General features: G+C 60.1%; 23 protein-coding genes. 16 read left to right on the forward strand and 7 right to left on the reverse strand.

Annotation, left to right across the window (positions count from 1 at the left end; translation table 11 throughout):
* Positions 1 to 121: 121 nt before the first annotated feature.
* The 5 genes from purM (at position 122) to NW814_RS04350 (ending at position 6,120) form a co-directional block, all read left to right on the forward strand.
* Positions 122 to 1,168 carry a phosphoribosylformylglycinamidine cyclo-ligase gene (gene purM, locus NW814_RS04330; RefSeq protein WP_414405333.1) on the forward strand — a complete coding sequence of 349 codons (1,047 nt, stop codon included), beginning with the start codon at positions 122 to 124 and terminating at the stop codon, positions 1,166 to 1,168.
* A 138-nt stretch (positions 1,169 to 1,306) separates the two neighbouring features.
* Complete coding sequence (locus tag NW814_RS04335; protein WP_414393691.1) at positions 1,307 to 2,317, forward strand: ABC transporter ATP-binding protein; 1,011 nt, start codon at positions 1,307 to 1,309, stop codon at positions 2,315 to 2,317.
* Complete coding sequence (locus tag NW814_RS04340) at positions 2,314 to 3,099, forward strand: ABC transporter permease (RefSeq protein ID WP_414393689.1); 786 nt, start codon at positions 2,314 to 2,316, stop codon at positions 3,097 to 3,099. Before NW814_RS04335 ends, NW814_RS04340 begins: the two co-directional genes overlap by 4 nt.
* 24 nt (positions 3,100 to 3,123) lie before the next feature.
* Entirely contained in the window at positions 3,124 to 4,692 is a 1,569-nt protein-coding gene (locus NW814_RS04345) for a GldG family protein (RefSeq protein ID WP_414405334.1), read from the forward strand.
* 18 nt (positions 4,693 to 4,710) lie between these two features.
* Positions 4,711 to 6,120 (forward strand): DUF4340 domain-containing protein, encoded by a 1,410-nt coding sequence (locus tag NW814_RS04350; protein ID WP_414405335.1) that lies wholly within the window; start codon positions 4,711 to 4,713, stop codon positions 6,118 to 6,120.
* Here the strand turns inward: NW814_RS04350 and NW814_RS04355 are convergent.
* From NW814_RS04355 to rpsF, 4 genes are all read right to left on the reverse strand, one after another.
* Positions 6,117 to 6,764, reverse strand: coding sequence for a universal stress protein (locus NW814_RS04355; RefSeq protein ID WP_414405336.1), 648 nt, complete (start codon positions 6,762 to 6,764; stop codon positions 6,117 to 6,119). The two genes, NW814_RS04350 and NW814_RS04355, sit on opposite strands and share 4 nt — an antisense overlap.
* A gap of 121 nt (positions 6,765 to 6,885) precedes the next feature.
* The gene (locus NW814_RS04360) at positions 6,886 to 7,593 is read right to left on the reverse strand and encodes a M14 family zinc carboxypeptidase (RefSeq protein ID WP_414405337.1); all 708 of its coding nucleotides are present in this window, start codon (positions 7,591 to 7,593) and stop codon (positions 6,886 to 6,888) included.
* A gap of 27 nt (positions 7,594 to 7,620) precedes the next feature.
* A complete protein-coding gene (locus NW814_RS04365) occupies positions 7,621 to 8,019 on the reverse strand; it encodes a single-stranded DNA-binding protein (protein WP_414405338.1) in 399 nt (132 codons plus the stop codon).
* A 69-nt stretch (positions 8,020 to 8,088) separates the two neighbouring features.
* Positions 8,089 to 8,379 carry a 30S ribosomal protein S6 gene (gene rpsF, locus NW814_RS04370; RefSeq protein WP_414393677.1) on the reverse strand — a complete coding sequence of 97 codons (291 nt, stop codon included), beginning with the start codon at positions 8,377 to 8,379 and terminating at the stop codon, positions 8,089 to 8,091.
* A 193-nt stretch (positions 8,380 to 8,572) separates the two neighbouring features.
* Here rpsF and NW814_RS04375 point away from each other — a divergent pair, with 193 nt between their 5' ends.
* The 11 genes from NW814_RS04375 to NW814_RS04425 all read left to right on the forward strand — a co-directional run bounded on the left by NW814_RS04375 (position 8,573) and on the right by NW814_RS04425 (position 18,338).
* Complete coding sequence (locus NW814_RS04375) at positions 8,573 to 8,821, forward strand: acyl carrier protein (protein ID WP_414393674.1); 249 nt, start codon at positions 8,573 to 8,575, stop codon at positions 8,819 to 8,821.
* 63 nt (positions 8,822 to 8,884) lie between these two features.
* Positions 8,885 to 10,150 (forward strand): beta-ketoacyl-ACP synthase II, encoded by a 1,266-nt coding sequence (gene fabF / locus NW814_RS04380; protein WP_414405339.1) that lies wholly within the window; start codon positions 8,885 to 8,887, stop codon positions 10,148 to 10,150.
* A 12-nt stretch (positions 10,151 to 10,162) separates the two neighbouring features.
* The gene (locus tag NW814_RS04385) at positions 10,163 to 10,432 is read left to right on the forward strand and encodes a hypothetical protein (RefSeq protein WP_414393669.1); all 270 of its coding nucleotides are present in this window, start codon (positions 10,163 to 10,165) and stop codon (positions 10,430 to 10,432) included.
* Positions 10,433 to 10,524: 92 nt separating this feature from the next.
* Complete coding sequence (locus NW814_RS04390; protein WP_414405340.1) at positions 10,525 to 12,993, forward strand: heavy metal translocating P-type ATPase; 2,469 nt, start codon at positions 10,525 to 10,527, stop codon at positions 12,991 to 12,993.
* A 288-nt stretch (positions 12,994 to 13,281) separates the two neighbouring features.
* The gene (locus NW814_RS04395) at positions 13,282 to 14,118 is read left to right on the forward strand and encodes a DUF4388 domain-containing protein (RefSeq protein ID WP_414405341.1); all 837 of its coding nucleotides are present in this window, start codon (positions 13,282 to 13,284) and stop codon (positions 14,116 to 14,118) included.
* A 161-nt stretch (positions 14,119 to 14,279) separates the two neighbouring features.
* Positions 14,280 to 15,137: a DUF4388 domain-containing protein gene (locus NW814_RS04400; protein WP_414405342.1), complete on the forward strand. Its 858-nt coding sequence runs from the start codon at positions 14,280 to 14,282 to the stop codon at positions 15,135 to 15,137.
* A gap of 76 nt (positions 15,138 to 15,213) precedes the next feature.
* The gene (locus tag NW814_RS04405; RefSeq protein ID WP_414405343.1) at positions 15,214 to 15,582 is read left to right on the forward strand and encodes a roadblock/LC7 domain-containing protein; all 369 of its coding nucleotides are present in this window, start codon (positions 15,214 to 15,216) and stop codon (positions 15,580 to 15,582) included.
* A 39-nt stretch (positions 15,583 to 15,621) separates the two neighbouring features.
* Positions 15,622 to 16,179, forward strand: coding sequence for a protoglobin domain-containing protein (locus NW814_RS04410; protein ID WP_414405344.1), 558 nt, complete (start codon positions 15,622 to 15,624; stop codon positions 16,177 to 16,179).
* Between the two features lie 46 nt (positions 16,180 to 16,225).
* Positions 16,226 to 16,795: a GTP-binding protein gene (locus tag NW814_RS04415; protein ID WP_414405345.1), complete on the forward strand. Its 570-nt coding sequence runs from the start codon at positions 16,226 to 16,228 to the stop codon at positions 16,793 to 16,795.
* Positions 16,796 to 16,824: 29 nt separating this feature from the next.
* Positions 16,825 to 17,253, forward strand: coding sequence for a hypothetical protein (locus NW814_RS04420; RefSeq protein WP_414405346.1), 429 nt, complete (start codon positions 16,825 to 16,827; stop codon positions 17,251 to 17,253).
* A gap of 161 nt (positions 17,254 to 17,414) precedes the next feature.
* Complete coding sequence (locus NW814_RS04425) at positions 17,415 to 18,338, forward strand: fructosamine kinase family protein (RefSeq protein ID WP_414393655.1); 924 nt, start codon at positions 17,415 to 17,417, stop codon at positions 18,336 to 18,338.
* A gap of 52 nt (positions 18,339 to 18,390) precedes the next feature.
* Here the strand turns inward: NW814_RS04425 and glyS are convergent, their stop codons facing one another.
* The 3 genes from glyS to NW814_RS04440 all read right to left on the reverse strand — a co-directional run bounded on the left by glyS (position 18,391) and on the right by NW814_RS04440 (position 23,572).
* Positions 18,391 to 20,583, reverse strand: a complete 2,193-nt coding sequence (gene glyS, locus NW814_RS04430; RefSeq protein ID WP_414405347.1) for a glycine--tRNA ligase subunit beta — start codon at positions 20,581 to 20,583, stop codon at positions 18,391 to 18,393.
* A gap of 110 nt (positions 20,584 to 20,693) precedes the next feature.
* Positions 20,694 to 22,772 (reverse strand): cation:proton antiporter, encoded by a 2,079-nt coding sequence (locus NW814_RS04435; RefSeq protein ID WP_414405348.1) that lies wholly within the window; start codon positions 22,770 to 22,772, stop codon positions 20,694 to 20,696.
* A 200-nt stretch (positions 22,773 to 22,972) separates the two neighbouring features.
* Positions 22,973 to 23,572, reverse strand: coding sequence for a superoxide dismutase (locus NW814_RS04440; protein ID WP_414393646.1), 600 nt, complete (start codon positions 23,570 to 23,572; stop codon positions 22,973 to 22,975).
* Positions 23,573 to 23,585: the final 13 nt, after the last annotated feature.

The following is a 23,585-nucleotide window of genomic DNA, read 5'->3' on the forward strand; positions in this document are numbered from 1 at the left end:
CCAACTTCCAACGCGAGGGTTAAAACAACGGAAGTTAATGTACCATGGATTTTTGAGGTGACGGGTTTGCCCGCCCAGGCGCAAAAGCCCAAGCCCAGTTATCACAAGGCCTTTCGGCATCTTGGACTACCGCTCAGCAGGGGTTGACATCGCTCGCGGACGCGCTTTTGTCCAAGGGATTCGGGAGCGCGTTGAGCGGTTTGGTGCAGGTTCCCCAGGACTTTTGGGGAGCATTGGTGGCTTTGCCGGCTTGTTTGAGCTGCCAAAGGGCTACCTTGCCCCGGTGCTGGTTGCCGCTGCCGATGGAGTGGGGACTAAGCTGGAGATTGCCCAGCAGTGGGGGCAGCACCGCGGCGTCGGCATCGACCTGGTAGCCATGTGTGTCAACGATGTGCTGACGGTGGGAGCCAGGCCGCTGTTTTTCCTGGACTACATTGCCACTGGCAAGCTGGAGCTGGAAGCCCTCTGGCAAGTCATCGATGGCATCTTAGCGGGCTGCCAGGAAGCTGGATGCCAACTGCTGGGAGGGGAGACGGCGGAGATGCCGGGATTTTACCTGCCTGGAAAGTACGACCTGGCAGGATTTTGTGTCGGGATCGTGGACAAGGCAGATATCCTAGACACCGCGCGGGTGCAGTTGGGGGATCGGCTGTGGGCCTTGCCCAGCAGCGGCCTGCACAGCAACGGCTTTAGCCTGGTGCGGCACATTGTGGCCGAGCGGGGCTGGTCTTGGGATTACCAACCCTCCGGCTGGGATCGACCGTTGGCAGAGGTGTTTCTCACCCCCACCCGCATCTATGTCCAAGCAGTGCAGAAACTCCAGGCAGCAGGGGTCAAGCTCCACGGCATGGCCCACATCACCGGCGGCGGCATCCCGGAAAACCTGCCCCGTTGTTTGGCTCCTGACCAGGCGGCGCGGATAGAGCCCCACAGTTGGCAAGTTCCGCCGGAGTTTCTCTGGCTGCAGGAGCAGGGCCAGGTGGAAACCTTGGAGATGTTCAACACCTTCAACTTGGGGGTGGGCTACGTGCTGGTGATCCCTCCTGAGGAGGAGAATCGGGTGAGATCCTTGCTCCCCGAAGCCTTCCCCATTGGGGAGGTGGTAGCGGCCCGCCCTGGGGAGAGCCGGGTCTTGGGGCTGGAGGAGTGGGGATCCCTGGCGCCTTGAGTCCCCACCAAAAGGGGGATGGGGATCCCCTGTGCTCCTGCTGAGCGTCGCTATGCTAAGTTTGCAGATGGCCTCGGCGTCTGCCTTAGGCCTTCTAGGCCAGCAACTGCCGCTAACTCTCTAGGCGAGGAAGCGCCAATGACCGGTTTACCCACAGCTCCAGTAGCCAGAGCTGCCATTGAAGTGGAGCACCTCAGCAAAACCTACGGCCGCTTTACCGCCATCCGCGATATCTCTTTCCAGGTCAATGCCGGCGAGATCATGGGGTTTTTGGGGCCCAACGGCGCCGGCAAGACCACCTCGATGCGCATTTTGGCAGGGTATCTACCTGCTACGGAAGGAACGGCGCGGGTGGCTGGGTTTGATGTGCACGAAAACCCGATGGCGGTGCGGCAGCGCATTGGATATTTGCCGGAAAACCCGCCCCTCTACCCCGATATGACGGTGGAGGCCTACCTGCACTTTGTGGCCCAGATCAAGCGGGTCAGTGCCGGTGACCGACCTAGGCGAGTAGACGAGGTCATCCGCCGCTGCAGTCTGGAAGACAGGCGCCACACCCTTATCCGCAAGCTCTCCAAGGGGTACAAGCAGCGGGTGGGCCTGGCCCAAGCTCTGGTGCACGACCCGCCGGTGATCATCCTCGACGAGCCCACCATTGGGCTGGATCCCAAGCAGATTATCGAAGTGCGCAACCTGATCAAAAGCCTGGCAGGAGAGCACACCATCATCCTCTCCACCCACATCCTGCCGGAGGTAAGCATGACCTGCGACCGGGTGGTGATTATCAACCGCGGCCAGGTGGCGGCTGTCGGCACGCCCGCTGAGCTGACGGCTCAGTTGCAGGATCGGCAGCAGGCAAAGCTGGTGGTGGGGGCAGCCGAGGAAGCGGCCATTCGAGCAGCTCTGCAGAACCTGCTGCACGTGGAGGTGGTAAGTGTACAGCCCTTGGCCGCGGATCCCCCTCGCTGGCAGCTGCAGCTCAAGAGCAATGCTTCCGCAGAGGGCTGGATCCCAGAGGTGGCCAGGGCTCTGGTGCAGGCAGGGATCGACCTCTACGAGATTGGCCGTCCTCAGGCTTCTCTGGAAGAAATTTTCCTGCAGCTCACCACCCAAGAGGAAGCAGCAGGCGCGTTGGAGGAAGCGGCATGAACGGCGTGGTTGCCATTTTCCGCAAAGAGCTGCGCGGCTACTTCACCTCCCCCATTGCCTATGTGGTGGCGGCAGTGTTTTGGGGGCTGGCAGGGTTTTTCTTTGTCAACATCTTGGTGCGGGTCATCAATTTTTCCCAGCAGGTGGATCTGTTTGCCCAGTTTGGCCAGGAGAACCCTTTTGATGCTGCCACCATCCTGTCGCAGCAGTTTCTCAATCTGCTGGGCACCCTTTCCTTATTTCTATTGCCCATCTTCACCATGAGCTCCTATGCCGAAGAGCGGCGGCGGGGCACCATGGAGCTGCTGGCCACTTCCCCCATTACCAACCTGGAGGTGGCCCTGGGCAAGTGGCTGGCGGTGTGGGTGTTCTTCATTACCTTGCTGCTGCCGCCTCTGGTTTACCACGTGCTGGTGCTGAGCAGTTCTAACCCAGCAGTGGACTACCGCCTAACCCTAATGGGCTACGTAGGGCTTGCTCTGCTGGCCGGCAGCGTCATGGCTTTGGGGTTGTTCATCTCTTCCCTAACCGACAGCACCCTCATTGCTGCAGTGGCCACCTTTGGGCTCATCCTGCTGCTTTGGGTCATCGACGCTGCAGCGGGCCAGGAAAACACGTGGATTGCCGCTACCCTGCGGCATGTCTCGCTGCTGCAGCAGTACAGCAACTGGGTGCAAGGGATCCTCAGCAGCAGTAGCATCGTCCTTTTCCTCAGCATCATCCTGCTGGGGTTGTTTGCCACGGTGCAAGCGGTGGAAAGCCTGCGCTGGCAGCAAGGCTAGGGTTGTCCTGGGAGACGTGTGCTGATGAAGGATTGGCGGGTACTTGCAGATTGGACGGGGATCCTTGGGCTGGGCGTCATCACCATTGGGCTGGTGGTGGGGGCTATCCTCACGGGCTGGACGGCTGTGCCGCTGAGCCTGCTGGCAGCAGGCCTGGCCCTAGTGGTGGTGTGGGGCCTCACCCACCAACGGGAAGTCGGCGTCTTCCTGGGCCTGCGCTCTACTCAAACCAACGCCAACATCCTGGTGGCGGTGACGGCTATGGCCGTCATTCTGGTGCTGGTGAATGTGGTGGCGGTGCGCTACGACCTGCGCCTGGATCTCACCGAGGAGGGCCTGTTTACCCTGTCGCCTCAGACCCGGCAACTGGTGCAGGGACTGGCGCAACCTGTTAAAGTCTGGGCGGTAACCACCGCTCCCGATCCCAACCTGCGGGAACAGCTGGAGCGCTACCGCCGCCTCAACCCCGACCGCTTCCAGTTTGAGTTCGTCGATCCCAACCGCGATCCTCTCACCGTCCAGCGGCTGCAGGTAACCCAGAACAACACGCTGGTGGTGGAAGCTGGAAACAGCCGCCAGCAACTGCCCCAGCCACCCGCCCCTGAGTTGGAGAGTAAGCTCACCCCGGTGCTGGCCAAGGTGGTCAACCGCGGCGAGGTGGTGGCCTATTTTGTCCAGGGACATGGGGAAGTAAGCCTAGAAGCTCGAGAGGGCACCCCAACCCTGGCCCAGGCGGTGGCCGCTCTCAAGCAGGAGGGCTATCGAGTGGAGCCCTTGAACCTTGTCCAGGCCGAGATCCCCGAGGAGGCGGATGTAGTGGTGTTGGCGGGGCCGCAGCGGGCTTTGTTTCCTGGCGAGGTGGAGAAGCTGCAAAACTACCTGGCCAAGGGAGGGCGGCTGCTGGTCTTGATTGGGCCGCGGGTGGATGCCGGCCTGGATCCCTTGCTGCAAGAGTGGGGCGTGGTTCTCAAGGATGACCTCATCCTGGAGGTCAGCAGCATCAGCCAGCTTCTGGGGACAGGGCCAGCCGTAGCCTTGGTTACGGACTACGGGGATCACCCCATCACTGCCCCGCTAGCTGCCCAGCGGCTGATGACTCTTTTCCCTCTAGCTCGCTCGGTGGAAACCCAGGAGCGGCAAGGGATCCAAGCTACCCCTCTGCTGCGCAGCAGCCCCCAGAGCTGGGGGGAAACCAGCCCCAATCTGGAAAGCGGCCCACTGCAGTTTGAGCCAGATCAAGACAAGCCCGGCCCCCTAACCCTCGGCGTAGCCCTAACCCGCCGCCTAGATAGCGAGAAGAAGGAGTCAGAATCCCAGGGGGCGCCGCCAGAGGCCCGCTTGGTGGTGGTTGGCAATGTCAACTTTGCCCTCAACGGCAACTTGCGGCAGCAGGGCAACCGCGATCTTTTCCTCAACACCCTCAACTGGCTTGCTGAGCGAACGGAACAAATCTCCATCCGCCCCAAGTCCATTACCGACCGCCGTCTCACGTTGACGGAACAAAACTTCCGCTGGCTGATCCTGGGATCAACAGTGCTGCTGCCGCTGGTGGCGTTGGGATCGGGAGCCGTGCTCTGGTGGCAAAGGCGGTAGAGCTGGAGGAGGACAAGCATGTTCAAGCGCAGCACTTGGATTCTCTTGGGCTTGGCAGTGGCTGCTCTTCTGGGGTATTTCCTCCTTGACAGCTTTCAGCAACTGCGCCAGCAGCAGCAGGCGGAGCGGGCGCGGCTCTTCCACTTTGCCCCCGACACCATTGCCCGCATCGAGATCCGCCAGCAGAAAGACAGCCAGCCAGAAGTTATCCTCCTGGAGCGGACCCCGGAAGGAGAAAAGGGATCCCGTTGGCGCATCCGCCAGCCTATCCAGTCAGCGGCGCTGGACTTCCCGGTGGAGCAGTTGCTCAACACCTTCTCCCGCCTCACGCCTCAGCTAACCTTGGAGGAAGCTAACGATCTAGCTGCTTTTGGCCTGGATCAGCCGCGCCAGCAGATTGCCCTCTTCCCCAAAGAAGGGGAGCCCTACCGGCTGGCCATCGGCAATGACAACTTCGACGGCTCTGGCTTCTACGCCCAGCCCGAAGGGGGAAAAGTAGTGCTTCTTGCCAGCAGCCAAAAGGGATCCCTGCTGCCTTCCCTCTTGGCTTTGCGGGACAAAACCCTGCTGAGCTTTGATAGGGCAGCGGTGAAGTCTCTCCAAGTGCAACTAGCCGAGGCAGAGGTCGTCCGTTTGCAGCGGCAGGAAGAGACTTGGCAGATCGTCGAGCCCCGGGTGCTGCCTGCTGATGACCTCAATGTCGACCGTCTGCTCAGTACGCTGTCTCGCCTGCAAGCGGTGGAGTTTCCGGCTGAAACCAAAGCGGAGCTGGCTCCTTATGGTCTGGAGAAGCCTTCTGCCCAGCTAACCGTTGAGCTCAAGGATGGCAAAACCCTGACTGTGGCCTTGGGAGCGGAAAAAGAGGGCCAGGTGTACGTCATCACCTCCGAGCACCCGGCGGTGGCCACCCTCCTCACCAGCACCGCCGACATTCTCCGCTCCGACTTCGAGGAGCTGCGGGATCACCGCATCGCCCGCCTCAACCCCAACCAGGTGGGCCCAGTTACCCTGGAATCCCAAGGGGAGCGGGTTACCCTCAATCCTCTGCCCCAGGAGAAGGGATCCCTGGAGGTGCGCTGGGAAAACCCAGAACGGCCCGGCCAGGTAGTCAACCTCAGCTCCCTCTTTGCCAGCCTCAACGCTGCCCGCGCCAAGGAGTTCGTGCCCGCAACCGATCCCGAGGCTCAAAAGGCCCTAGCTGCTCCCGACCTTACCCTTGACATTACACCCAAGCCTGAGACGGAGCAGGAGCCCTTGACCCTGAGCCTAAGCTCTGCTGGCCTGCGGGCCTACGCTCGCAGCAGCCGCCAGCCCGATATCGCTGTGCTTGACCTTAGCACCTTCAACAGCATTGAAACAGAAGTCAAGCGTCTTCTGGAGGAGAAAGGGGCAGAGGAAGGAACGCCTGCTCCCACCGCTTCGCCCTAGGAGGGCGGGGCAGCCACCTGGTTTGCCTGGGGCTGGGATCCCTTCTTCAGGGTCTCCCCCTGGATGGTGAGAACTGAGCAGGGAGCGCGGTGGAGCACGTAGTTGCTGACGCTGCCCAAAAACAGCTCGCTCAGGCCGGAGTGGCCGCGGCGGCCCACCACCACCAAGTCCGCATCCCAAGAGCGGGCCAGATCGCAGATGACCCGACCGGGGTTGCCGTAGTTGAGGCTGTACTCAGCACGGATCCCGTGCTCAGCCGCTTTCTCCACCAGCGAGCGCAGGTAGTCGATCTGGTTTTGCTCGAAGATGGCACATTGCTCCCGGTAGGACTGCCACAGCTCGGCGCTGATGGCGGAGCTGTAATCCATGCCCAGAATCATAGGGGGCTCTGGGGCACCGGGCTCTTCCTGAGACAGAACATGGAGGATCATCATCTCGGCCTGCATGGCTTTTGCCACCTGCAGAGCCCCTTGAAATACCCCTTCGCTCAGCTCCGACCGATCCAATGCCACCAAAATCCTGCTGAACATATCGGCTTCCTCCAGATGGCTAACAGCGGGGCACAAGGCAGAAGCAGCGTGACTTCGGGGTTGACCTCTGACCCCTTTTCCCTCGACTCCAAGCTCCCCTCTGCTCTGCCCCACCTATCTGTGTTTCTGCTCTGCCCCACCTATCTGTGTTGTAGAAGATTTGGGTGAGAAAACCCCAGATATCTTGAACGAACTAGGCAGATTGGCAACGAAAGTTCAGAGATCTTGACACCGGTCAGAAGGCATCGCCTTGGGCTGCCCACTCCAACACCGCCTGCAGCGCCTCGGCCTGCTCTTGCCAGACTTGATCGAGGGGAGTGCCCCGCAGGATTTCCAGCGTTAGGGTTGGGATCCGCCGTTCCTGCCCTGCCCAAGTGCCCAGAGAACCAGGGGTAGGGTAGCCAATAATGTCGGCGGTAATGGGCAAGCCGTTGCAAGCGGCCATCACCTGGGCCAGCTCAAGGGCAGGGCCGTTGTAGTTCACGCAGGGGTGTGCCTGACAGGAGTGGGCAGAAAGGATAAATTGGGGCCGCATCTGGGCCAAGCCCCCCAACAACGCCTGCGTCTCGGGCTCGGAGCCTGGGGCTGCTCCGGGCGGATAGCGAGCTTCCAAAGAGGCCGGGATCCAATCTTGGGTGGGCAGATTGCGGTTGAGATCGACGCCGTTGGCATTGAGCCGTTGCCCCAAGGCACAGCCATCCGGGTTCAGGCGTGGGATCGCCCATAGGGTCGCTTTCCCGGCCAGGGATCCCCGTTTCCCAGAAGCCACATAGCGCTCGATCAGGGCATAGCCCTCCACCTCATCCCCGTGTACCCCGCCGAGCAGCAGCAAGGAGCGGATCCCTTGGGTGAGCTGCCAAAGGTGAATAGGACGCCCCTGCACCGAGTAGCCGATGACCCGCAGGGATCTCAAAGGTTCACCCGCAGCAAGTTCCTGAGACATGGGGGATCCCGGCAAGTCTCGCAACCGTTAGAACGGGAGATCGTCCGGCTCCGGTGGGGAAACCACATCCCCCTCAGAGGATTCCACAATCGCCGGTTCGCCCATCCCCGTCAGGGAGAGAACGCGAGCGGATCCCAGCTGATGGACACGGCGCGCGGTGATCTCGGCCAGCTTTTCCTTGCGCCCATCTCGCTCCACCACATTCATGTGCAGTTGGCCTTCCACTGTGATTTGGTCGCCCACATGGCAGGTGTCCACCACCCTTTTGGCCAGTTCTCCAAAAGAGGAAACGCGCACCTGGTAGGGCGGCTCCTCTGGGCGCGAGCTGGGGAAGCGCAAGAGCAAAGAGGCAACTGCCAAGTTGTCAGGTGTGTAGCGCAGCTCTGGCTCGCTCGCTACCTCCCCCATCAAAACAATCGAGTTCATAACAAAGCCACGGGAATTTTGCTAGGGCCTTATATTTCTAGTCTGTGCTCTGGCCGGGATTCTGTCGACTCAATCCAGGCGCAGGGTCATGTAGCGCAGGACGTTCTCGTTGATGCGCAGATTCTTCTCCCAGGTGGCCACTGTCTTCGGCTCGGCCTTGTAGTTGACCTGGATGTACAGTCCTTCCTTAAACTTCTTCATCTCAAACCCGGCGAAGCGGCGCTTGCCACGGTTGGTAATTTCTAGCTCAGTTGCCCCGTTTTCTCGCAAGAGAGACTCCTGTTCGCTAAGGAGTTGGGCGAGGGGTTCCTCCGAGAGGTCGGGGCGCACAATCAGCATCGTTTCGTAAGCGCGTGGCATGGAAGCAGGTTCTCCTTGAGAATCCAACTTGAGGTGCAGTTGACTATCCTAGCTGCTCTTTCTGGAACCGGAAAAGCCACCTCCCCCCTCTGCGGCCAAAAAAGCGGGTAGAGCTCCGTAAGAGGAGAACCTTTCTCCGATACAATAGGGGGTGCTTCGATAGCCATAGCTAAGAGACTCTAGGGTTCCAAGCATGAGCGCCGAGGAAGTTTACCAGCGTGTTCGCAAGATTGTGTCCGAGCAGCTGGGAGTGGAAGACGACAAAGTAACCCTGGAAGCCAATTTCCAGAACGACCTAGGGGCTGACAGCCTCGACACGGTCGAGCTGGTCATGGCCTTCGAGGAGGAGTTCGATCTAGAGATCCCCGATGAGGACGCTCAGGGCATTGCCACTGTGCAGGATGCCGTCAACTACATCCTCTCCAAGAAGAAAGCTGCATAACCTGCGGGAGGATGGGGGCCTTCCCCTGATTTAGCGTTGTCTACAGATCCTGCCCTTGCTCCTATGTCCGTTCCACTCCCCTCCAAGCGTCGCGTCGTCATCACGGGGCTGGGGGCAATAACCCCGCTTGGCAATTCTCCTGCTGAGTTTTGGCAGGGCTTGCTGGCAGGGCGCTCTGGCATTGGGCCAATTACCCACTTCGACGCCTCCCGCCACGAGTGCCGCATTGCTGGGGAGGTGAAGGGGTTTGATCCCCTCGACTACCTAGATCGCAAGGATGTCAAGCGCACTGACCGCTTTGTCCACCTGGCGTTGGCTGCCACTCAGCAGGCCCTAGAGGATGCCCAATTTCGGATTACCCATCTCAATGCTGAGCAGGTGGGGGTGGTGCTGGGCAGCGGCATCGGCGGCATCCGGGTCTTGGAAGAGCAGCAGACCATTTATCTCCAGAAAGGGCCAGATCGCTGCAGCCCCTTTATGGTGCCGATGATGATTGCAAATATGGCAGCAGGCCACGTGGCCATTCACTTTGGCGCCAAGGGGCCCAATTTCTGTACGGTAACAGCCTGTGCTTCCGGCTCCAACGCCATTGGTGATGCCTTCCGGCTCCTGCAGCGGGGAGAGGTACAGGCTGTGATTGCGGGGGGTACGGAGGCAGCCGTAACCCCTCTGTCGGTGGCCGGGTTTAGCGCCATGAAAGCTCTTTCCACCCGCAACCACGCCCCGGAGCAGGCCTGCCGGCCCTTTGACCGGGATCGGGATGGCTTTGTCATGGGGGAAGGGGCAGGGATCCTGCTGCTGGAGGAGCTGGAGCATGCCCGCGCCCGCGGCGCCAAGATCTATGCCGAGATCGTCGGCTACGGCCTCACCTGCGACGCCCACCACATCACCAACCCCGCCCCCGCTGGCGAAGGTGCCGCCCGTGCGATGCGGCTAGCCCTTAAAGATGCCGGGATCCAGCCTGACCAGGTGCAGCACATCAACGCCCATGCCACCGGCACGCCGGTGGGGGATGTTGCCGAGGCGCAGGCCATCAGGGCAGTTTTTGGTGAGCATGCCCCTCGCCTAGCCATCAGCGCCACCAAGTCCATGACCGGCCACCTGTTGGGGGGAGCAGGCGGCATTGCCACCGTAGCGACGGCCCTAGCCATCTACCACGGCTGGGTTCCCCCCACCCTCAACTTGGATAACCCCGACCCCGAGTGCGAAGGGCTGGACTTTGTCCCCCATAAGGCGCGGCAGATGGCTGTTGACGTGGCCTTGGTCAACGCCTTCGGATTTGGGGGGCACAACGTGACCCTGGCCCTGCGCCGCTATTCCGCCGACTAGGGGATCTTGCCCATGTCCACCCCCGAAGGCCCCTTGCCCTCGATTCGTCAGCAGGCTCTGGCTGCCCTGACTGCAGAGCTAACCCAAAGAGGCCACCCGCCTGAGTATGCCCAGCACATGGCGGCGGCGGTGATTTTTCAGGCCGATCTGGATCTCTGCACAGCCCAGTTGGCGCGCCTCCTGAGTTGGCTCAAGCAAAACCACCCCAATCTCTATCCAGAGGCAGTGCAACTGGTGGATGCCACCCGCGAGGAGTTTGAGCGGCGAGTTCAAAGGGGGTAGTGGCGGGGATCCCAGCGTTAGGATGGGGAGAGTACCCCTCATTCCTGATTTTGCCGATGGCGCCAAAAAGCGAGGTCGAGGGAGTCCCTGTAATGGCCCCTGCAGAGGCGCCGCACCCTGGGGAAGAAACCCAGCCAGCCAAGCCCGCTGTGGAGGATAGGCCCTCAGAATTGGCTGGGAACGGATCCCTGCTGCTCCAAGTAGGGGGGATGAGTTGTGCTGGCTGCGTCCGGACCGTTGAGCAGCTGCTCCTAAGCCAGCCTGGAGTGGTCAAGGCCAGGGTTAACTTGGTTACCGAGTCGGCCCTTGTGGAATTTGCCCCCGGGATCCAGCCTGACCCAGAACAGCTGGCCCGGATCTTGACAGAGGCGGGGTTTCCCAGCACTTTTCCCCAAAATCAGGCCCCCTTGGTAGCGGGCGAAAAGGCCCTGGACGCGCCCGCGGATCCCCTGGCCCGGCAGCGGCGGCAAACCCAAGACCAAAGTCGCCAGGCCCTCGCCGCCACTTTTTTGCTGCTGGTCTCTGCCGCTGGCCACCTGGATCTGTTCACCCGTTTGGGCTTGCCCGTTCTCAACGACGTCTGGCTGCACTGGGGGTTGGCGACGTTGACTTTTCTTGGCCCAGCTCGGGGCATTGTCCTGGACGGCTGGCGGGCGGCGCGGCGGCTAGCTCCCAACATGAACACGCTAGTTACCCTGGGATCCGGATCCGCCTACCTGGCCAGTTTGGTGGGGCTGTTGGCCCCGCAGGTGGGTTGGGAGTGCTTCTTCGACGAGCCGGTGATGCTGCTCAGCTTCATCTTGCTGGGACGGGCGCTGGAACAGCAGAGCCGTCTGCGGGCTGCTAGCAGTTTGCAGGCTTTGGTGAGCCTGTACCCCACCTCAGCTCGCCGGCTGCGAGCCCAGAAAGGGCTGGGATCCGACTGGGTATCCCAGGAGGGAGAATGGTGCCCCATTGAACAAGTCCGGGTAGGGGATTGGCTGCAGGTGCGCGCTGGCGAACAGATCCCGGTGGATGGGGAGGTTATTGCCGGCCAGGCCATGGTCAACGAGGGCATGCTCACCGGGGAATCCCTACCCGTGCTCAAACAGCCAGGGGATCCGGTTGTGGCCGGGACGGTCAACCAATCGGGAGTGCTGCTGTGTCGGTCTACGCGCACTGGGAAAGACACCATCCTGGCTCAGATTATCCGGCTAGTGGAGGAAGCCCAAGCCCGCAAGGCCCCCATCCAGGGCCTGGTCGACCGGGTGGCCGGTTACTTCACCTACGCCGTAGTGGCGCTAGCCTTTCTCATCTTCGCCTTCTGGTACTGGATCGGGATCCCTCTTTGGGGAAGCCAGATCCTGATGGGAGTTGGCCTCCACTCCTACCTGCACCTGGGGGATCACCCCCCTCCTTCAACTCCCCTGCTCCTCAGCCTTAAGCTGGCTATCTCGGTGCTGGTGGTGGCCTGCCCCTGTGCATTGGGATTGGCCACGCCGACAGCCATTCTGGTAGGCACCGGCCTGGGAGCGGAGCGGGGACTGCTCATCCGCGGCGGCGACGTCCTGGAGAAGACTCACCGCTTGCAAACAGTCGTCTTCGACAAAACCGGCACCCTCACCCAGGGGGATCCGCACCTGACGGATTGCCTTGCCCTCGACCCCTCCCTGGATCCGGCTCGGCTGCTGCAGCTGGCGGCCACCGTGGAAAGCGGCACTTGCCATCCTCTAGCCCAAGCCATCCTGGGAGCCGCCCGCGAGCAAGGACTGCCCCTGCTTTCTGCCGACGAGTTTTACACCCAGGCGGGAGTGGGAGCCTCGGCGCGGGTGGAAGGAAAGCAGGTTATCTTGGCCTCCCTCGAGGGGCTGGCTACCCTGGGGATCCCGATTTCCCCTCCAGCGCAGGCCCAAGCCGAGGTGTTGCTGCAAGCTGGCAAAACGGTGGTGGGCGTGGCTGTAGAGGGATCCCTGGCAGGGCTGCTGGCGGCCCAGGATCCCTTGCGGCCTGATGCCCAGGCAACGCTGCAACAGCTCCAGAAAATGGGCCTACAGGTGGTCTTACTGACTGGGGATCGAGCCGAGGTAGCTCACCAGGTGGCCCAAGTTTTGCAGGTGCCAGGGATCCGCGTCATCGCCGAGGTGCAGCCAGCCGACAAGGCTCAAGTCATCCGAGATCTGCAGGCCCAGGGCCAGAGAGTTGCCATGGTGGGCGATGGCATCAACGATGCACCGGCTTTAGCCCAGGCCGATGTGGGCATTGCCCTGCACTCTGCTACTGCTGCCGCTCTGGAGACTGCCGATATCATCCTCATGCGCAACCGCCTCTGGGACGTCGTGGAAGCCATCCGTCTCAGCCGCGCCACCTTTCACAAGATCCAGCAAAACCTCCTCTGGGCTATTGGCTACAACCTGCTGGGGATCCCGCTGGCAGCAGGGGTGCTCCTGCCCGCCTTTGGCATTGGCTTGAGCCCGGCAATGGCTGGGGGTCTCATGGCCTTGAGCTCCCTCAGTGTAACCCTCAATTCGATTCTCTTGAGGAGAACATTTGTGCCCCGTGAATTTTCGAGTAGCTACAGCTAAAAAGTGTTAGAGGCTGCGAACAACCGAACATTGATTGTTAAATATTTGTTAATCTTCCGAGTTTTTACTGAGCTGCTGACATAGCAACTGCTGCATACAAGTTAGGAAAATTTAGCAAGTTCGACTAACTCTGACTAAAAAATGCATCATCTTTAACCTTTTGCAACCTGGGCTTATGATTAAGTTCAGACTAGCCCATGAGGGCACTCTTTGGTTTTTTGCCTAACGGAGCAAGATCCGTGAAAATACTGGAGAAACTGATCCTAGAGGGGCAAGGGGAGTAAAAGTATGGCAATGCTAGGGGATCTTCAGGAATTCTCCCTGAGCGACCTATTGCATTTGATGGAGAAGGGTAAGAAATCGGGGCAATTGTCTGTCTGGGCGCCCAATGGTATCTACCGCATCTGGCTTTATCAAGGCCGGGTGATTGCCGCTTTGCCCCCTGAAGAAAAGCATCGCTTGGAAAACCTGCTAACTGGCTCTAGGCTAGTGGACAGCCAGGTGATTAGCCAGTTGGTTGCCAGGGGTCTAGAGGAACCTCTGGGGCGTTGCCTGCAGCAGCAAGGGTTGATCTCCCCTGTAGATTTGGTCAAGCTCTTTCGCCATCAACTGCAAGTGGGGCTCTACTGCCTCTTTGCCTTGGAAGCGGGCCAGTTCAGCTTCTTACCCAACGTACCGTTGCCCTATCAAGAGATGACTGGCTTAAGCAAGGAGGCTTCGGCCGTAGTTTTGGAAGGGCTGCAGCAGCTGAAGCAGGATCAACGTCGGGAAGAAAACTTGCCTCAGCCGGACAGCTACTTCTGGCGCACCAGCCTTGAGCTTCCTCTATACAAGCTTTCGCCGCTGGAGTGGTCGATCTTGGAGCAGGTCTCTCCTTCCCGCAAGCTAGCTGATCTAGCGCGGGCATTGGGGGCTGATTTGTTGGAGGTGCGCTATGCCTGCGCGCGCTTAGCTAAGCTTGGACTCATCGCTCCCTGTGAAGGCCCAATAGCTATGCCTCAGCCTTCTCTGGTGGGCACTTCTAAGGCTTCGGGAGCAAGTAACCGTGGAGAGACAAGGGAGCCGGTTAAGCCCTCCTTGGTCAGCCGCCTCTCCATGCTTCTTAGGAGCATTCGCGAGAAATAGCTGGTCGAGTCAACGACTCGGGATTCAGGGTAACTGCTGCCAGGTCGGGTAGCGGGAAAGTCAGCCTTTTCCGCTACTGCACAGTTGTCCGGGAAAAATATTTGGTCGAGAATAGGATGTGTTGCGGGGATCCCTAAAACACTACGCGAGGGAGGCTGGCCATGGCCATAGTCGGAGACCTCCGGGAATTTTCTTTGCCTGACTTGTTGCAGCTAGTTGAAAGGGGCAGCAAAACAGGGCAACTTTCCATCTGGGCCCCAAACGGCATCTACAAAATCTGGTTTTATCAAGGTCGGGTCATTGCTACTCTGCCCCCCGAAGAGGAGCACCGCTTAGAGAGGTTGTTAGCCCGTTCCGCTCTTGTTAGCGATCGGGTCGTGGAAAAGTTGGCTTCCTTCTGTGGTGCGCAAGAGCCTCTGGGGCGCTATTTACAGCGGCAGGGGTTGATCTCGCCTGCAGATTTGGCCAAGCTCTTTCGCCATCAGCTCCAGGTGGGTCTCTACTGCCTCTTTGCCCTGGAAGCGGGGCAGTTCAGTTTCCTGACCGGCGTACCCATGCCTTATCGAGAGATGACGGGCTTGAGCAAAAGTGCCACCGCTGCAGTTCTAGAAGCGCTGCAGCAGATCAAGTGGGATCAGCGTCCGGAAGAAGACTTGCCCCAACCAGATAGCTACTTCTGGCGCACCAGCACCGAGCTGCCCTTGTACAAGCTCTCTGCCTTGGAGTGGGGGATCCTAGAGCAGGTTTCGCCTTCGCGCAGGCTAACTGACGTGGCCCGGGCGTTGGGTGCAGATCTTCTGGAAGTTCGCTATGCCTGTGCTCGCTTGGCCAAGCTGGGACTCATCAGCCCTTGTGAGGGCCCAGCGGCTATTGCTCCCTCTTTGCCTGCTTCAGATAAGTTGACAGGGAAGGAAAAGCTGAGCGCCAAGCTACCCTCTTTCTCGGAGGAAAGCGGCCAGGTCAAGCCCTCGTTGGTTGCGCGACTGGCTACTTTGCTGAAGGCAGTCCGTGATAAGTAGTTTTGTGGCAGTATCTTCTGCATCAGACAGGAGCATCAGCAAATAGGCGGGAAGATAAAAAGCAAGGAGAGAAAGCATGGCTAACTTATCCTCTTTGCAGGCAGTTCTCCAGAACTACATTTCCAGCACGCCAGGAATTCAAGGAGCGGCTGTGGTCACTCCCGATGGGTTGCCATTGGCATCCGCACTGCCCGTAGGCATGGACGAGGAAAGAACCTCTGCCATGTCTGCTGCCATGCTTGCTTTGGGGGAGAGGATCGGGAAAGAGCTGGGTCGTGGAACTATAGAGAGGGTCTTTGTGCAGGGAGAAAAGGGATATGGAGTTTTAACCCGCTGCGGCCCCGATGCTGTCTTGCTGACGATTGCTAGCGACGAGGTAAAGCAGGGCTTGCTGTTTTTGGAGATGAAGCGAGCTGCGGCAAGCATTGCGGAAGCCATGAAGTAGATAGGCTGAGTTTGACTTTGACCTGATTTTGAGGGAACTATGGCCATCAAACCTCTGGAGCTGTTGCAAGTCTTGATCTCGCGTACCGAATTTACGGATGAAGATAAGAAGATTTTGCAGCAAAATGCCGACTGGGGCAGCAGCATTGCCTCAGAGATGTCGGATACCTTTTACAACTACCTGGATCGCGACCCTGAGATGGCGGCAGTCATAGCCAAGCACAACCGGCAGCGGCTGGGCCAGACCTTTGCCGAGTGGTTTAGGGAAATGTTTACAGGTATGGACAACTGGGGCCCCCAGTACGCTGAGCGCCGCTGGAAAATTGGCCTAGTTCACGTGCGCGTTGGCATTGGCCCTCAGCATGTGGTGCCCGCCATGGCCACAGTGGTTCGGGAGGTGAGTCGTCGGCTAGTCAAGGAAGGTAAGCCCGAGGAACTGCGGGTGAGCCTAGGCAAAGTTTGTATGATCGACCTTTCTTTTATTGAGCAAGCCTACCTTGAGGTGGCCTACAACGCTGTGCAACAGGAAACGGGTATGAGCGAGACCTTGTTTAAACGCTTGATCGCTAGCGGAGCTAGCAGTTTAGCTTCTTCCTAACCAATTGGGTTTGAGCGGGCTGGTCTTTCGTGGGGGGAAGCTCACTATGGACAATATTCTCCGCATTGTTGTCACCGGGCCCGTGGGCGCTGGAAAGTCCACCTTTATTCGCACCATCAGCGAGATAGAGGTGGTCGATACCGATTGCAAGGCCACCGATGAGGTGGCAGAGCTAAAGCAAAGCACAACGGTCAGCATGGACTTTGGCCGCCTGAGAATTGGCGAAGAGGAAGAAGAGATGTGGCTGCATCTCTACGGCACGCCCGGCCAGGCCCGCTTTAGCTTTATGTGGGATATTTTAATCCAGCGCGCTCATGGCTACGTTCTTCTGGTGCCTGCCCACCTGCCTAGCCAGTTTCGCAATGCCCAGGCCATTCAAGCCTTTATGAGGTCCAGAACCCGTGCTCCCTCAGTTATTGGGATCACCCACGTCGATCACCCCAATGCCTGGGATCCGGAAGACATTTTGCTGATCCTGAACAACCAAGACGGCTCAATTCCCCACACGACCTTAAATGCTCAAGAGCCGGCTTCTGTGGCCAACACGCTGCTCCTATTGGTTGAGCAACTGATGCCCCAGGTGGTTGTCCCAGCAGAAGATGCTAAGAAATGTTAAGCTAGGGGGAGTTGGGTCAGCTAAGTCTTATGGAGTCCCTCTACCTCAGCGGCGAGTTTTCCCGTAGCCTTGTCAACCCCCCTATCTACTCGGCCATTGCCCTGCTCAGCTTCTTGGCTATTATTTTCGGCATCATCTTTAAAGACAAGTTGGAATACCAGGTAGCCCTTTGGCAGCAGAACCGAGAGGGCCAGGGGCAGATCCGCTACCGCACGCCGGGGATCATCCTCAGCTACACCCTCTGCAATCTGTTTGCCTTTGGCTTTGTAGCTGCCTGTTTACACGTTTTTGGCCTATCTCTGGCTTTGGCGGCCTTGGTCGGCGGGATCCTTGTCTTCAGCACAGCAGGACTGATCTGGTGGCGGCTGGGATCCCTGCTGGAGCTGTTGGCAGTGGGGGGATCCCAAGCCATTGAACTCGACTTTTGGGATGCTGAGGCAGCGGTAGAAGGAGAATAGCAGCTTCTGGGCTCTCGCCAGGCGGCCAGAAAGGCGGCGGAGGTTATCGCCCAAGCGAGAAATGGACGCGGCAGGCAGCTTTGCTACGCTGGTAGCTGGGTCGGTTGCCGGACTGACACCGATAGTGCATCTAAACCACTAGCCCAGCTAGCCCAGTATTGATGCAGAACTTTTGGCAGGCCGTTGCCCAGCACCTCTCTGAAGCCACAGGGGATCCCTTGCATCCTCTACACTACCGTCCCCTGGGCGGGGGCAGCATCAACGCCGCCTACCAGCTTTCCTGTGTGCTTCAGGCTTCTTCTGGCCAGGAAAGACGGGACTACTTTGTCAAGGTGGCGGGGGGAGGAGAAAGAGCGCTGGAGATGTTTGCAGCAGAGGCGGCGGGCCTGCAAACCTTGGCGGCGGCCAATGCCGTGCGGGTGCCACAGCCGATTGCCTGGGGATCCTTTGATGGGCAGGCTTACCTGGTGCTGGAATACCTGGAGCTGAGTTCGCCCCGCCCCCAAACGGGAAGTTTGCTGGGATCCCAGTTGGCCCAGTTGCACCGCACGCTCTCCCCCAACGGCAACTACGGCTGGGATCGCAACAACACCATTGGTTCGACGCCGCAGATCAACAGTTGGCGGCAGAACTGGGTGGACTTCTACCGAGAACAGCGACTTCTCTACCAGGTCAAGCTGGCTTGTCAGCGGGGTTACCGCGGCGCCTGGGTGACGCAAGCCGAGCGGGTAATGGCGGAGCTAGAGACTTTCTTTCGCAACTACCGGCCCGTCCCGTCTCTGCTACACGGGGATCTCTGGGGCGGCAACTACGGCGCCTTGCCCGATGGCTCGCCGGTCATTTTCGACCCAGCCACCTACTACGGGGATCGGGAGACGGATCTGGCGATGACTGAGCTTTTTGGCGGCTTCCCGGCGGAGTTCTACCGGGCCTATCAAGAGGCCTATCCCCTGGACGAGGGGTATCCTCACCGCAAGCCCCTCTACCAGCTCTACCACTGGCTCAACCATCTCAACTTGTTTGGAGAGGGCTACCTGGGCTCAGTGCAGCGGGCCTTGCAGCAATGCTTACGCTTTCTTGCATAGTCTTGTTCTACTCCCTCGCCTACGCTTAGTTACTGGGATAGCCAGCCGGCGGCTAGCGGCTCTTCTCTGGCGTCGCTTCCCCGGCCATGACCACAGCCCCCATATCTCCCAGCAGGCGAGACTGGTTGCGCAATATCCCCAACAGGTTCAGCCGGTTGGCTCGCAGGCTGGGATCCGGCTCCATGACCAAAACCGCCTCGAAGAAACGATCCACTGCAGGGGCTGCTGCCTGTAGGCTCTCCACCAGTGGGGTAAAGTCTCCTTGGCAGGCTGGCCCCACGCCCAGCCGGTAAACCCTTTGACAGGCTTCGTACAGCTCCTGCTCTGCCGTCTCCTGAAACAGCCTAGGATTCACTGCAGCCGCCGGATCCAGCACGGCGTAGTCCAAATTCCCTTGGGTGGCCAGGCGGGCGCAGCGGTTGAGGGTGGGGTAGAGATCTGCCAACTCTCCAGTCGCTCGCAGATGCTGCAGGTACTCGGCCCGCAGCAGGGTGAGAGGCAGGTTGCTCAAAGCCCGCAAGGTCAGTTCCGCTTTCTGGGGCTCCTTGCCGTGGACAGACTCGGGATCCCCGACCACGGCTCTGACCAAGTCGTAGTCAATTCGCTTTTCCTCCTGCAGAAGGATTTGCAGCCGCTGGGCAAGAAACTCCTGCAAGGCCTTTAAGGTCCTTTCGTCTCCCGCCGCGTAGTCCCGCACCACCTGGCGCAGGAGCTCATTGACATCCAACCTCCAGTCAGCCTCCCAGGCAATCAATACCAGGCTGTTGGCAGCCCGCCGCAGGGCAAAGCGATCCGAAGAGCCCGTAGGGATCTGCCCCAGGTGGAACATGCCCACCAGGGTGTCTAGGCGATCTGCCCAGCCCACGACCCGCCCGGTCAAAGAGGTGGGCAGAGCCTCCCCTGCCCCCAAAGGCCAGTAGTGCTGCTCGATCCCCTCGGCCACGGCTTCAGGCTCGCCGTCCTGGCGGGCGTACTCGGCGCCCATGATCCCCTGCAGCTCTGGGAACTCGTACACCATTTGGGTAACCAAATCTGCCTTGCACAGGTAAGCCGTGCGATCCACCAAGGCCTGCTCTTGGGGATCCAAGTTCAAGGCAGTGGCAATGAGGCGGCTGATGTGGCGGATGCGCTCTACTTTGTCGCGCATCGATCCCAGCCCCTCGGCAAAGGTAACCGCCTGGAGACGTTCCACCCGCTGGGCCAAGGGGAGGCGGCGATCCTCCTCGTAGAAAAAGCGGGCATCGGCCAAGCGGGCCCGCACCACACGGCTGTTGCCTGCCGCAATCCGCTCCGCTTGCCGGGGGTCGCCGTTGGAGATGGTGATGAAGTAGGGCAGCAGTTTTCCGGGATCCCGCCCATCCCGCACGGGAAAGTAGCGCTGGTGGGCAATCATCACCGTTTCAATGACCGCAGGGGGCAAGCGCAAAAACTCCGGCTCAAAGCGCCCCAGAACTGCCGTTGGCCACTCCACCAACTGCACCACCTCCTGCAGCAGAGCAGAGGGGATCTGGGCCTGCCCGTTCACCTGCTTGGCTAGCCGGGTCACCTCCGCCTGGATGTGCGCTGCCCGCGCTGCCGGGTCGGGGTTTACCCCTGCTGCTTGCATCTGCTGAACGTAGCTCTCGGCCCGCTCCAAGACGACCTGCGGGGATCCCAAGACGCGGTGGCCACGGCTTACCCGACCAGCCACTAAGCCCGACGGAGGATTGCCGTCAGGGGTAGGCCAGAGCAGAGGCAGCACCTGATCGTCCCAGAGGGAGACCAGCCAGCGGATGGGGCGGGGAAACTTGAACTCCCCGTAGCCCCAGCGCATCATCCGCTTGCCGCTCAAGGAGGTGATCCAGGTGGGCGCCAATTCCTGGAGCACCGCTGCTGTTGGACGTCCCTGCACCCGCTGCACGGCAAAGACAAAGGAGCCCTTCCCCACCTGCCGGATCTCCAGGCTGGCGGGATCCACCCCCTGTTTCTGGGCAAACTTTTCCCCGGCAGGGGTAAGCCGGCCGTCTTGGTAGGCCACCTGAACTGGCGGCCCCTTCACCTCCAGAAGGCGATCCGGCTGTTGGGTGGGCAGCCCCTGCAGCAGAACTGCCAGGCGCCGCGGCGTGCCGAAAAGCTGCATCTGCTCGGCCTGCAGATGGGCTTCTGCCAAAGAGGCCGGGATCCCCGTCCTCCACTGCTCTAGGGCCGAATCCACAAAACTAGCTGGCAGCTCCTCACAGCCAACTTCCAGCAAATAGGCAACCATAGGCTCCGCCCGGCGCTAGCGACGTCTTTCCTCGGCGAGGGTGGGTGTTGATCGCGATTTCTCAGTCTAGCAGGGGAAGCGGGCTGCCGTTTGAGCCAGTCTCACTAGCCCTAGTACCAAGTGGAGTCTCCTGCCGCCAGAACACTCTCCTGCAAACGCGGCGGGTGGGCAGCAGGCAGATGCACCACGATCATGGGGAGGTCGGGACGATGGCGGGCGATGATCTCCGGCTCGCGGCTTAGGCGAAAGCGGCTGCGGGCTTCGCTGAGCACTCCCACCAACATATCCCCCGGCTGCAGGGCTTTGAGCACCTCGGCCACCAACCCCCCCTGCACCCGCTGTACCGGCAGATGGGCATAGCTTGCCGCCCCCGGGCCCGGAGAGCGCTCCCGCAGCGGTCGGGTTTGCACTAAGAGAAGCTGCAGCGCCGCTTTCAACTCCCCAGCCAGCGTCTGCGCCAGCCCAATCGTCTGCTGCAGGGATCCAGGAGACACTTCCAACTCTGGGGCTGCCAAAAGGATGCGCCGCGTCGTCTCGAGCGGAACAGGGAAGCGCGCGATTAGCACCGGGATCTCCACCTGCCGCACCACGGCGTCAATGGTGCTGCCGAAGAAGTTTTCCGCGTAGGTGGAGTAGCCCTTCCAGCCCAGGATCACCAAGGTCGCCTGCCGCTCCAGGGCCGAGCGGACGATTCCCTTTTCCACCGAGTCATCCACCCGGCGAATGGCTTCCACCCGCGCTGCAGCGCTGTGGGCTAGGGACTCGGCAAAGGACAACAACTGCTCTTGCCGGGCCAGGGCTGCTGGCGAGATCCCAGCACAGTCAGACAAAACATGCAGCGGCAGCAGTGTTCCCCCTTCTTTCTTGGCCAGAATCAGAGCCAACCGCAGCAGGTTGCTCTCAGTCTCGGGGTTGACTACCGGCACCAGGACGCGGGATCCCCAGGCTGGCTTGGGCAATTCAGTGGACTCTGCCGCCACTTCGGCTGGCTGCATTTGCTCTCCCCAGCGGGCCACAATCCAAGGCGAGGCAACACAGGTCACCAGGATCATGGCAATGGTGCCGTTCACCGTCAGCTCATCCACCAACTCCACCTGAAAAGCCACCGTGATTGCCGCCAGGGTAGCCGCCGCCTGGGCCATCGACAGGCCAAACATGACCATAGCGCTGGCCAAGCGCCAGCCAAACAGTTGCGCCGGGATCCAAGCCGCCAGAAACTTGCTCACCACCTCCGCTGCGATCATCACCCCGCCCACCAGCAGTGTGCGCGGCTCTCCCAAGAGAATGCCGGGATTGATCAACATCCCCACCGAGATCAAGAAAAAAGGCACAAACAGGGTGTTGCCGATAAACCGGATCCGGTTCATCAGGGGGCTGAGAGGCGGGATGATGGGGGTAATGGCCGTCCCGGCCAGAAAGGCTCCCACCACCGGCTCAATGCCGATCAACCCCGCTCCGTAGGCCACCACAAACAAAGTGGCGATCACGAAAGTAAACTCTGCTCCCTCGTCGTGACCAAAGCGTTGAAAGAACCAACTGCCCAGCTTAGGCACCCCCCACAGGGTGGCAAACGTGTAGAGGGCAATGGAAGGGATCAACGTCAGCCAAAAGCGCAGCGACAGCTCCCCTTGGTGGGCGCGCACCACCACCGCCAGCACCAACAAGGCCAGGACATTCGTGATAAGGGTGGCCCCCAAGGTAGCCGTTACCGTCTGCAGGCGCATCAACCCCAGCTTGGAGACAATGGGCAGCCCAATCAGGGTATGGGAGGCAAAGCAGGAGGCCACCAGCACCGCCGCCAGGAAGTCATACCCAATGGCCAGCATGGCTGCTGTGCCGATGAGCATGGGCAACAGGAAGGTAAACGCCCCGAAGATGCTGGCCTTGCCGGCGTTGAGCTTTAAATCCTCCAGGCTGGTCTCCAGCCCGGCCATGAACATGAGAAACAACAGCCCCACCGTGCCCAACAAGACGATGGTCTCGTCCCGCTGCAGGATCCCCAAGCCGTAGGGCCCCACCACCAACCCGGACAAGATCAGGCCGATGATCCCCGGCAGGCGCAGTCGCTCAAATAGCAGCGGGGCCACCAGCATGATCGTCAGGATGATGAGGAATACCAGCACCGGGTTTTTCACCGGGCCGACTACGGCTAGAGGGATCCCTGAAATTTGCAGCCAGCTAGCCAGCATAGATACCCAAAGGACAGCAACCAGATGCCCGCCTGAGTCTATCAGATTCTTCCAGGTTCGAGGTGCCTTGCAAAAAGAGCAAAGGGATCCCCAGTTGCTGAGGATCCCTCGAATCCCATCAAAAGAGGTCTGCCTAGCTGGCAGAGGCGGAGCTAGTCTTCAAGGGGATCCCCTGTCCAGGGATCCCAGAACAGATACACTCAGGCTGCCGCCAGCCGAGCGTTGGCAGCATCCCAGTTCACCAGGTGCTCCAGGTAGGCGGTGATGTAGTCAGGCCGCCGGTTCTGGTAGTCCAGGTAGTAGGCATGCTCCCACACATCCAGTGTTAGCAGGGGAACTTGGCCGTGGACCAGCGGGTTTTCCGCGTTGGGGGTTTTGGTCACTTTCAGGGTGCCGTTGTCCAGCACCAGCCAGGCCCAGCCACTGCCAAACTGGGTGGCCGCCGCCGTTTTGAAAGCCTCCACAAACTTGTCGTAGCCGCCTAGATCAGCGTTGATCTTGTCGGCAATGGGCCCTGTCGGCGCGCCGCCCCCGCCTGGCTTCATGGATTCCCAGAAAAAGGTGTGGTTCCAAACCTGGGCGGCATTGTTGAAGATGCCCACTTTATCAGGATCCCCGAACGTAGTCTTCATGATTTCTTCCAGGGACTTGTTGGCCAGCTCGGTGCCTTCGATCAGCTTGTTTAGGTTGGCTACATAGGCCGCATGGTGCTTGCCGTGGTGGTAGGAGAAGGTTTCTGCCGACATGTAGGGCTGAAGCGCGTCGGCCGGGTAGGGCAGAGGTGGGAGTTCAAAGGCCATAGTCGTCTGTCCT

Origin of the sequence: Synechococcus sp. R65.1, from assembly GCF_047461755.1 — a bacterium.
Classification (GTDB): Bacteria; Cyanobacteriota; Cyanobacteriia; order Thermostichales; family Thermostichaceae; genus Thermostichus.

Coding starts and splice junctions, on each gene's coding strand:
- NW814_RS04335 (WP_414393691.1), top strand. CDS start 1,307: ATGACCGGTTTACCCACAGCTCCAGTAGCCAGAGCTGCCATTGAAGTG.
- NW814_RS04340 (WP_414393689.1), top strand. CDS start 2,314: ATGAACGGCGTGGTTGCCATTTTCCGCAAAGAGCTGCGCGGCTACTTC.
- NW814_RS04345 (WP_414405334.1), top strand. CDS start 3,124: ATGAAGGATTGGCGGGTACTTGCAGATTGGACGGGGATCCTTGGGCTG.
- NW814_RS04350 (WP_414405335.1), top strand. CDS start 4,711: ATGTTCAAGCGCAGCACTTGGATTCTCTTGGGCTTGGCAGTGGCTGCT.
- NW814_RS04360 (WP_414405337.1), bottom strand. CDS start 7,593: ATGTCTCAGGAACTTGCTGCGGGTGAACCTTTGAGATCCCTGCGGGTC.
- NW814_RS04365 (WP_414405338.1), bottom strand. CDS start 8,019: ATGAACTCGATTGTTTTGATGGGGGAGGTAGCGAGCGAGCCAGAGCTG.
- rpsF (WP_414393677.1), bottom strand. CDS start 8,379: ATGCCACGCGCTTACGAAACGATGCTGATTGTGCGCCCCGACCTCTCG.
- NW814_RS04375 (WP_414393674.1), top strand. CDS start 8,573: ATGAGCGCCGAGGAAGTTTACCAGCGTGTTCGCAAGATTGTGTCCGAG.
- fabF (WP_414405339.1), top strand. CDS start 8,885: ATGTCCGTTCCACTCCCCTCCAAGCGTCGCGTCGTCATCACGGGGCTG.
- NW814_RS04385 (WP_414393669.1), top strand. CDS start 10,163: ATGTCCACCCCCGAAGGCCCCTTGCCCTCGATTCGTCAGCAGGCTCTG.
- NW814_RS04390 (WP_414405340.1), top strand. CDS start 10,525: ATGGCCCCTGCAGAGGCGCCGCACCCTGGGGAAGAAACCCAGCCAGCC.
- NW814_RS04395 (WP_414405341.1), top strand. CDS start 13,282: ATGGCAATGCTAGGGGATCTTCAGGAATTCTCCCTGAGCGACCTATTG.
- NW814_RS04400 (WP_414405342.1), top strand. CDS start 14,280: ATGGCCATAGTCGGAGACCTCCGGGAATTTTCTTTGCCTGACTTGTTG.
- NW814_RS04405 (WP_414405343.1), top strand. CDS start 15,214: ATGGCTAACTTATCCTCTTTGCAGGCAGTTCTCCAGAACTACATTTCC.
- NW814_RS04410 (WP_414405344.1), top strand. CDS start 15,622: ATGGCCATCAAACCTCTGGAGCTGTTGCAAGTCTTGATCTCGCGTACC.
- NW814_RS04415 (WP_414405345.1), top strand. CDS start 16,226: ATGGACAATATTCTCCGCATTGTTGTCACCGGGCCCGTGGGCGCTGGA.
- NW814_RS04420 (WP_414405346.1), top strand. CDS start 16,825: ATGGAGTCCCTCTACCTCAGCGGCGAGTTTTCCCGTAGCCTTGTCAAC.
- NW814_RS04425 (WP_414393655.1), top strand. CDS start 17,415: ATGCAGAACTTTTGGCAGGCCGTTGCCCAGCACCTCTCTGAAGCCACA.
- glyS (WP_414405347.1), bottom strand. CDS start 20,583: ATGGTTGCCTATTTGCTGGAAGTTGGCTGTGAGGAGCTGCCAGCTAGT.
- NW814_RS04435 (WP_414405348.1), bottom strand. CDS start 22,772: ATGCTGGCTAGCTGGCTGCAAATTTCAGGGATCCCTCTAGCCGTAGTC.
- NW814_RS04440 (WP_414393646.1), bottom strand. CDS start 23,572: ATGGCCTTTGAACTCCCACCTCTGCCCTACCCGGCCGACGCGCTTCAG.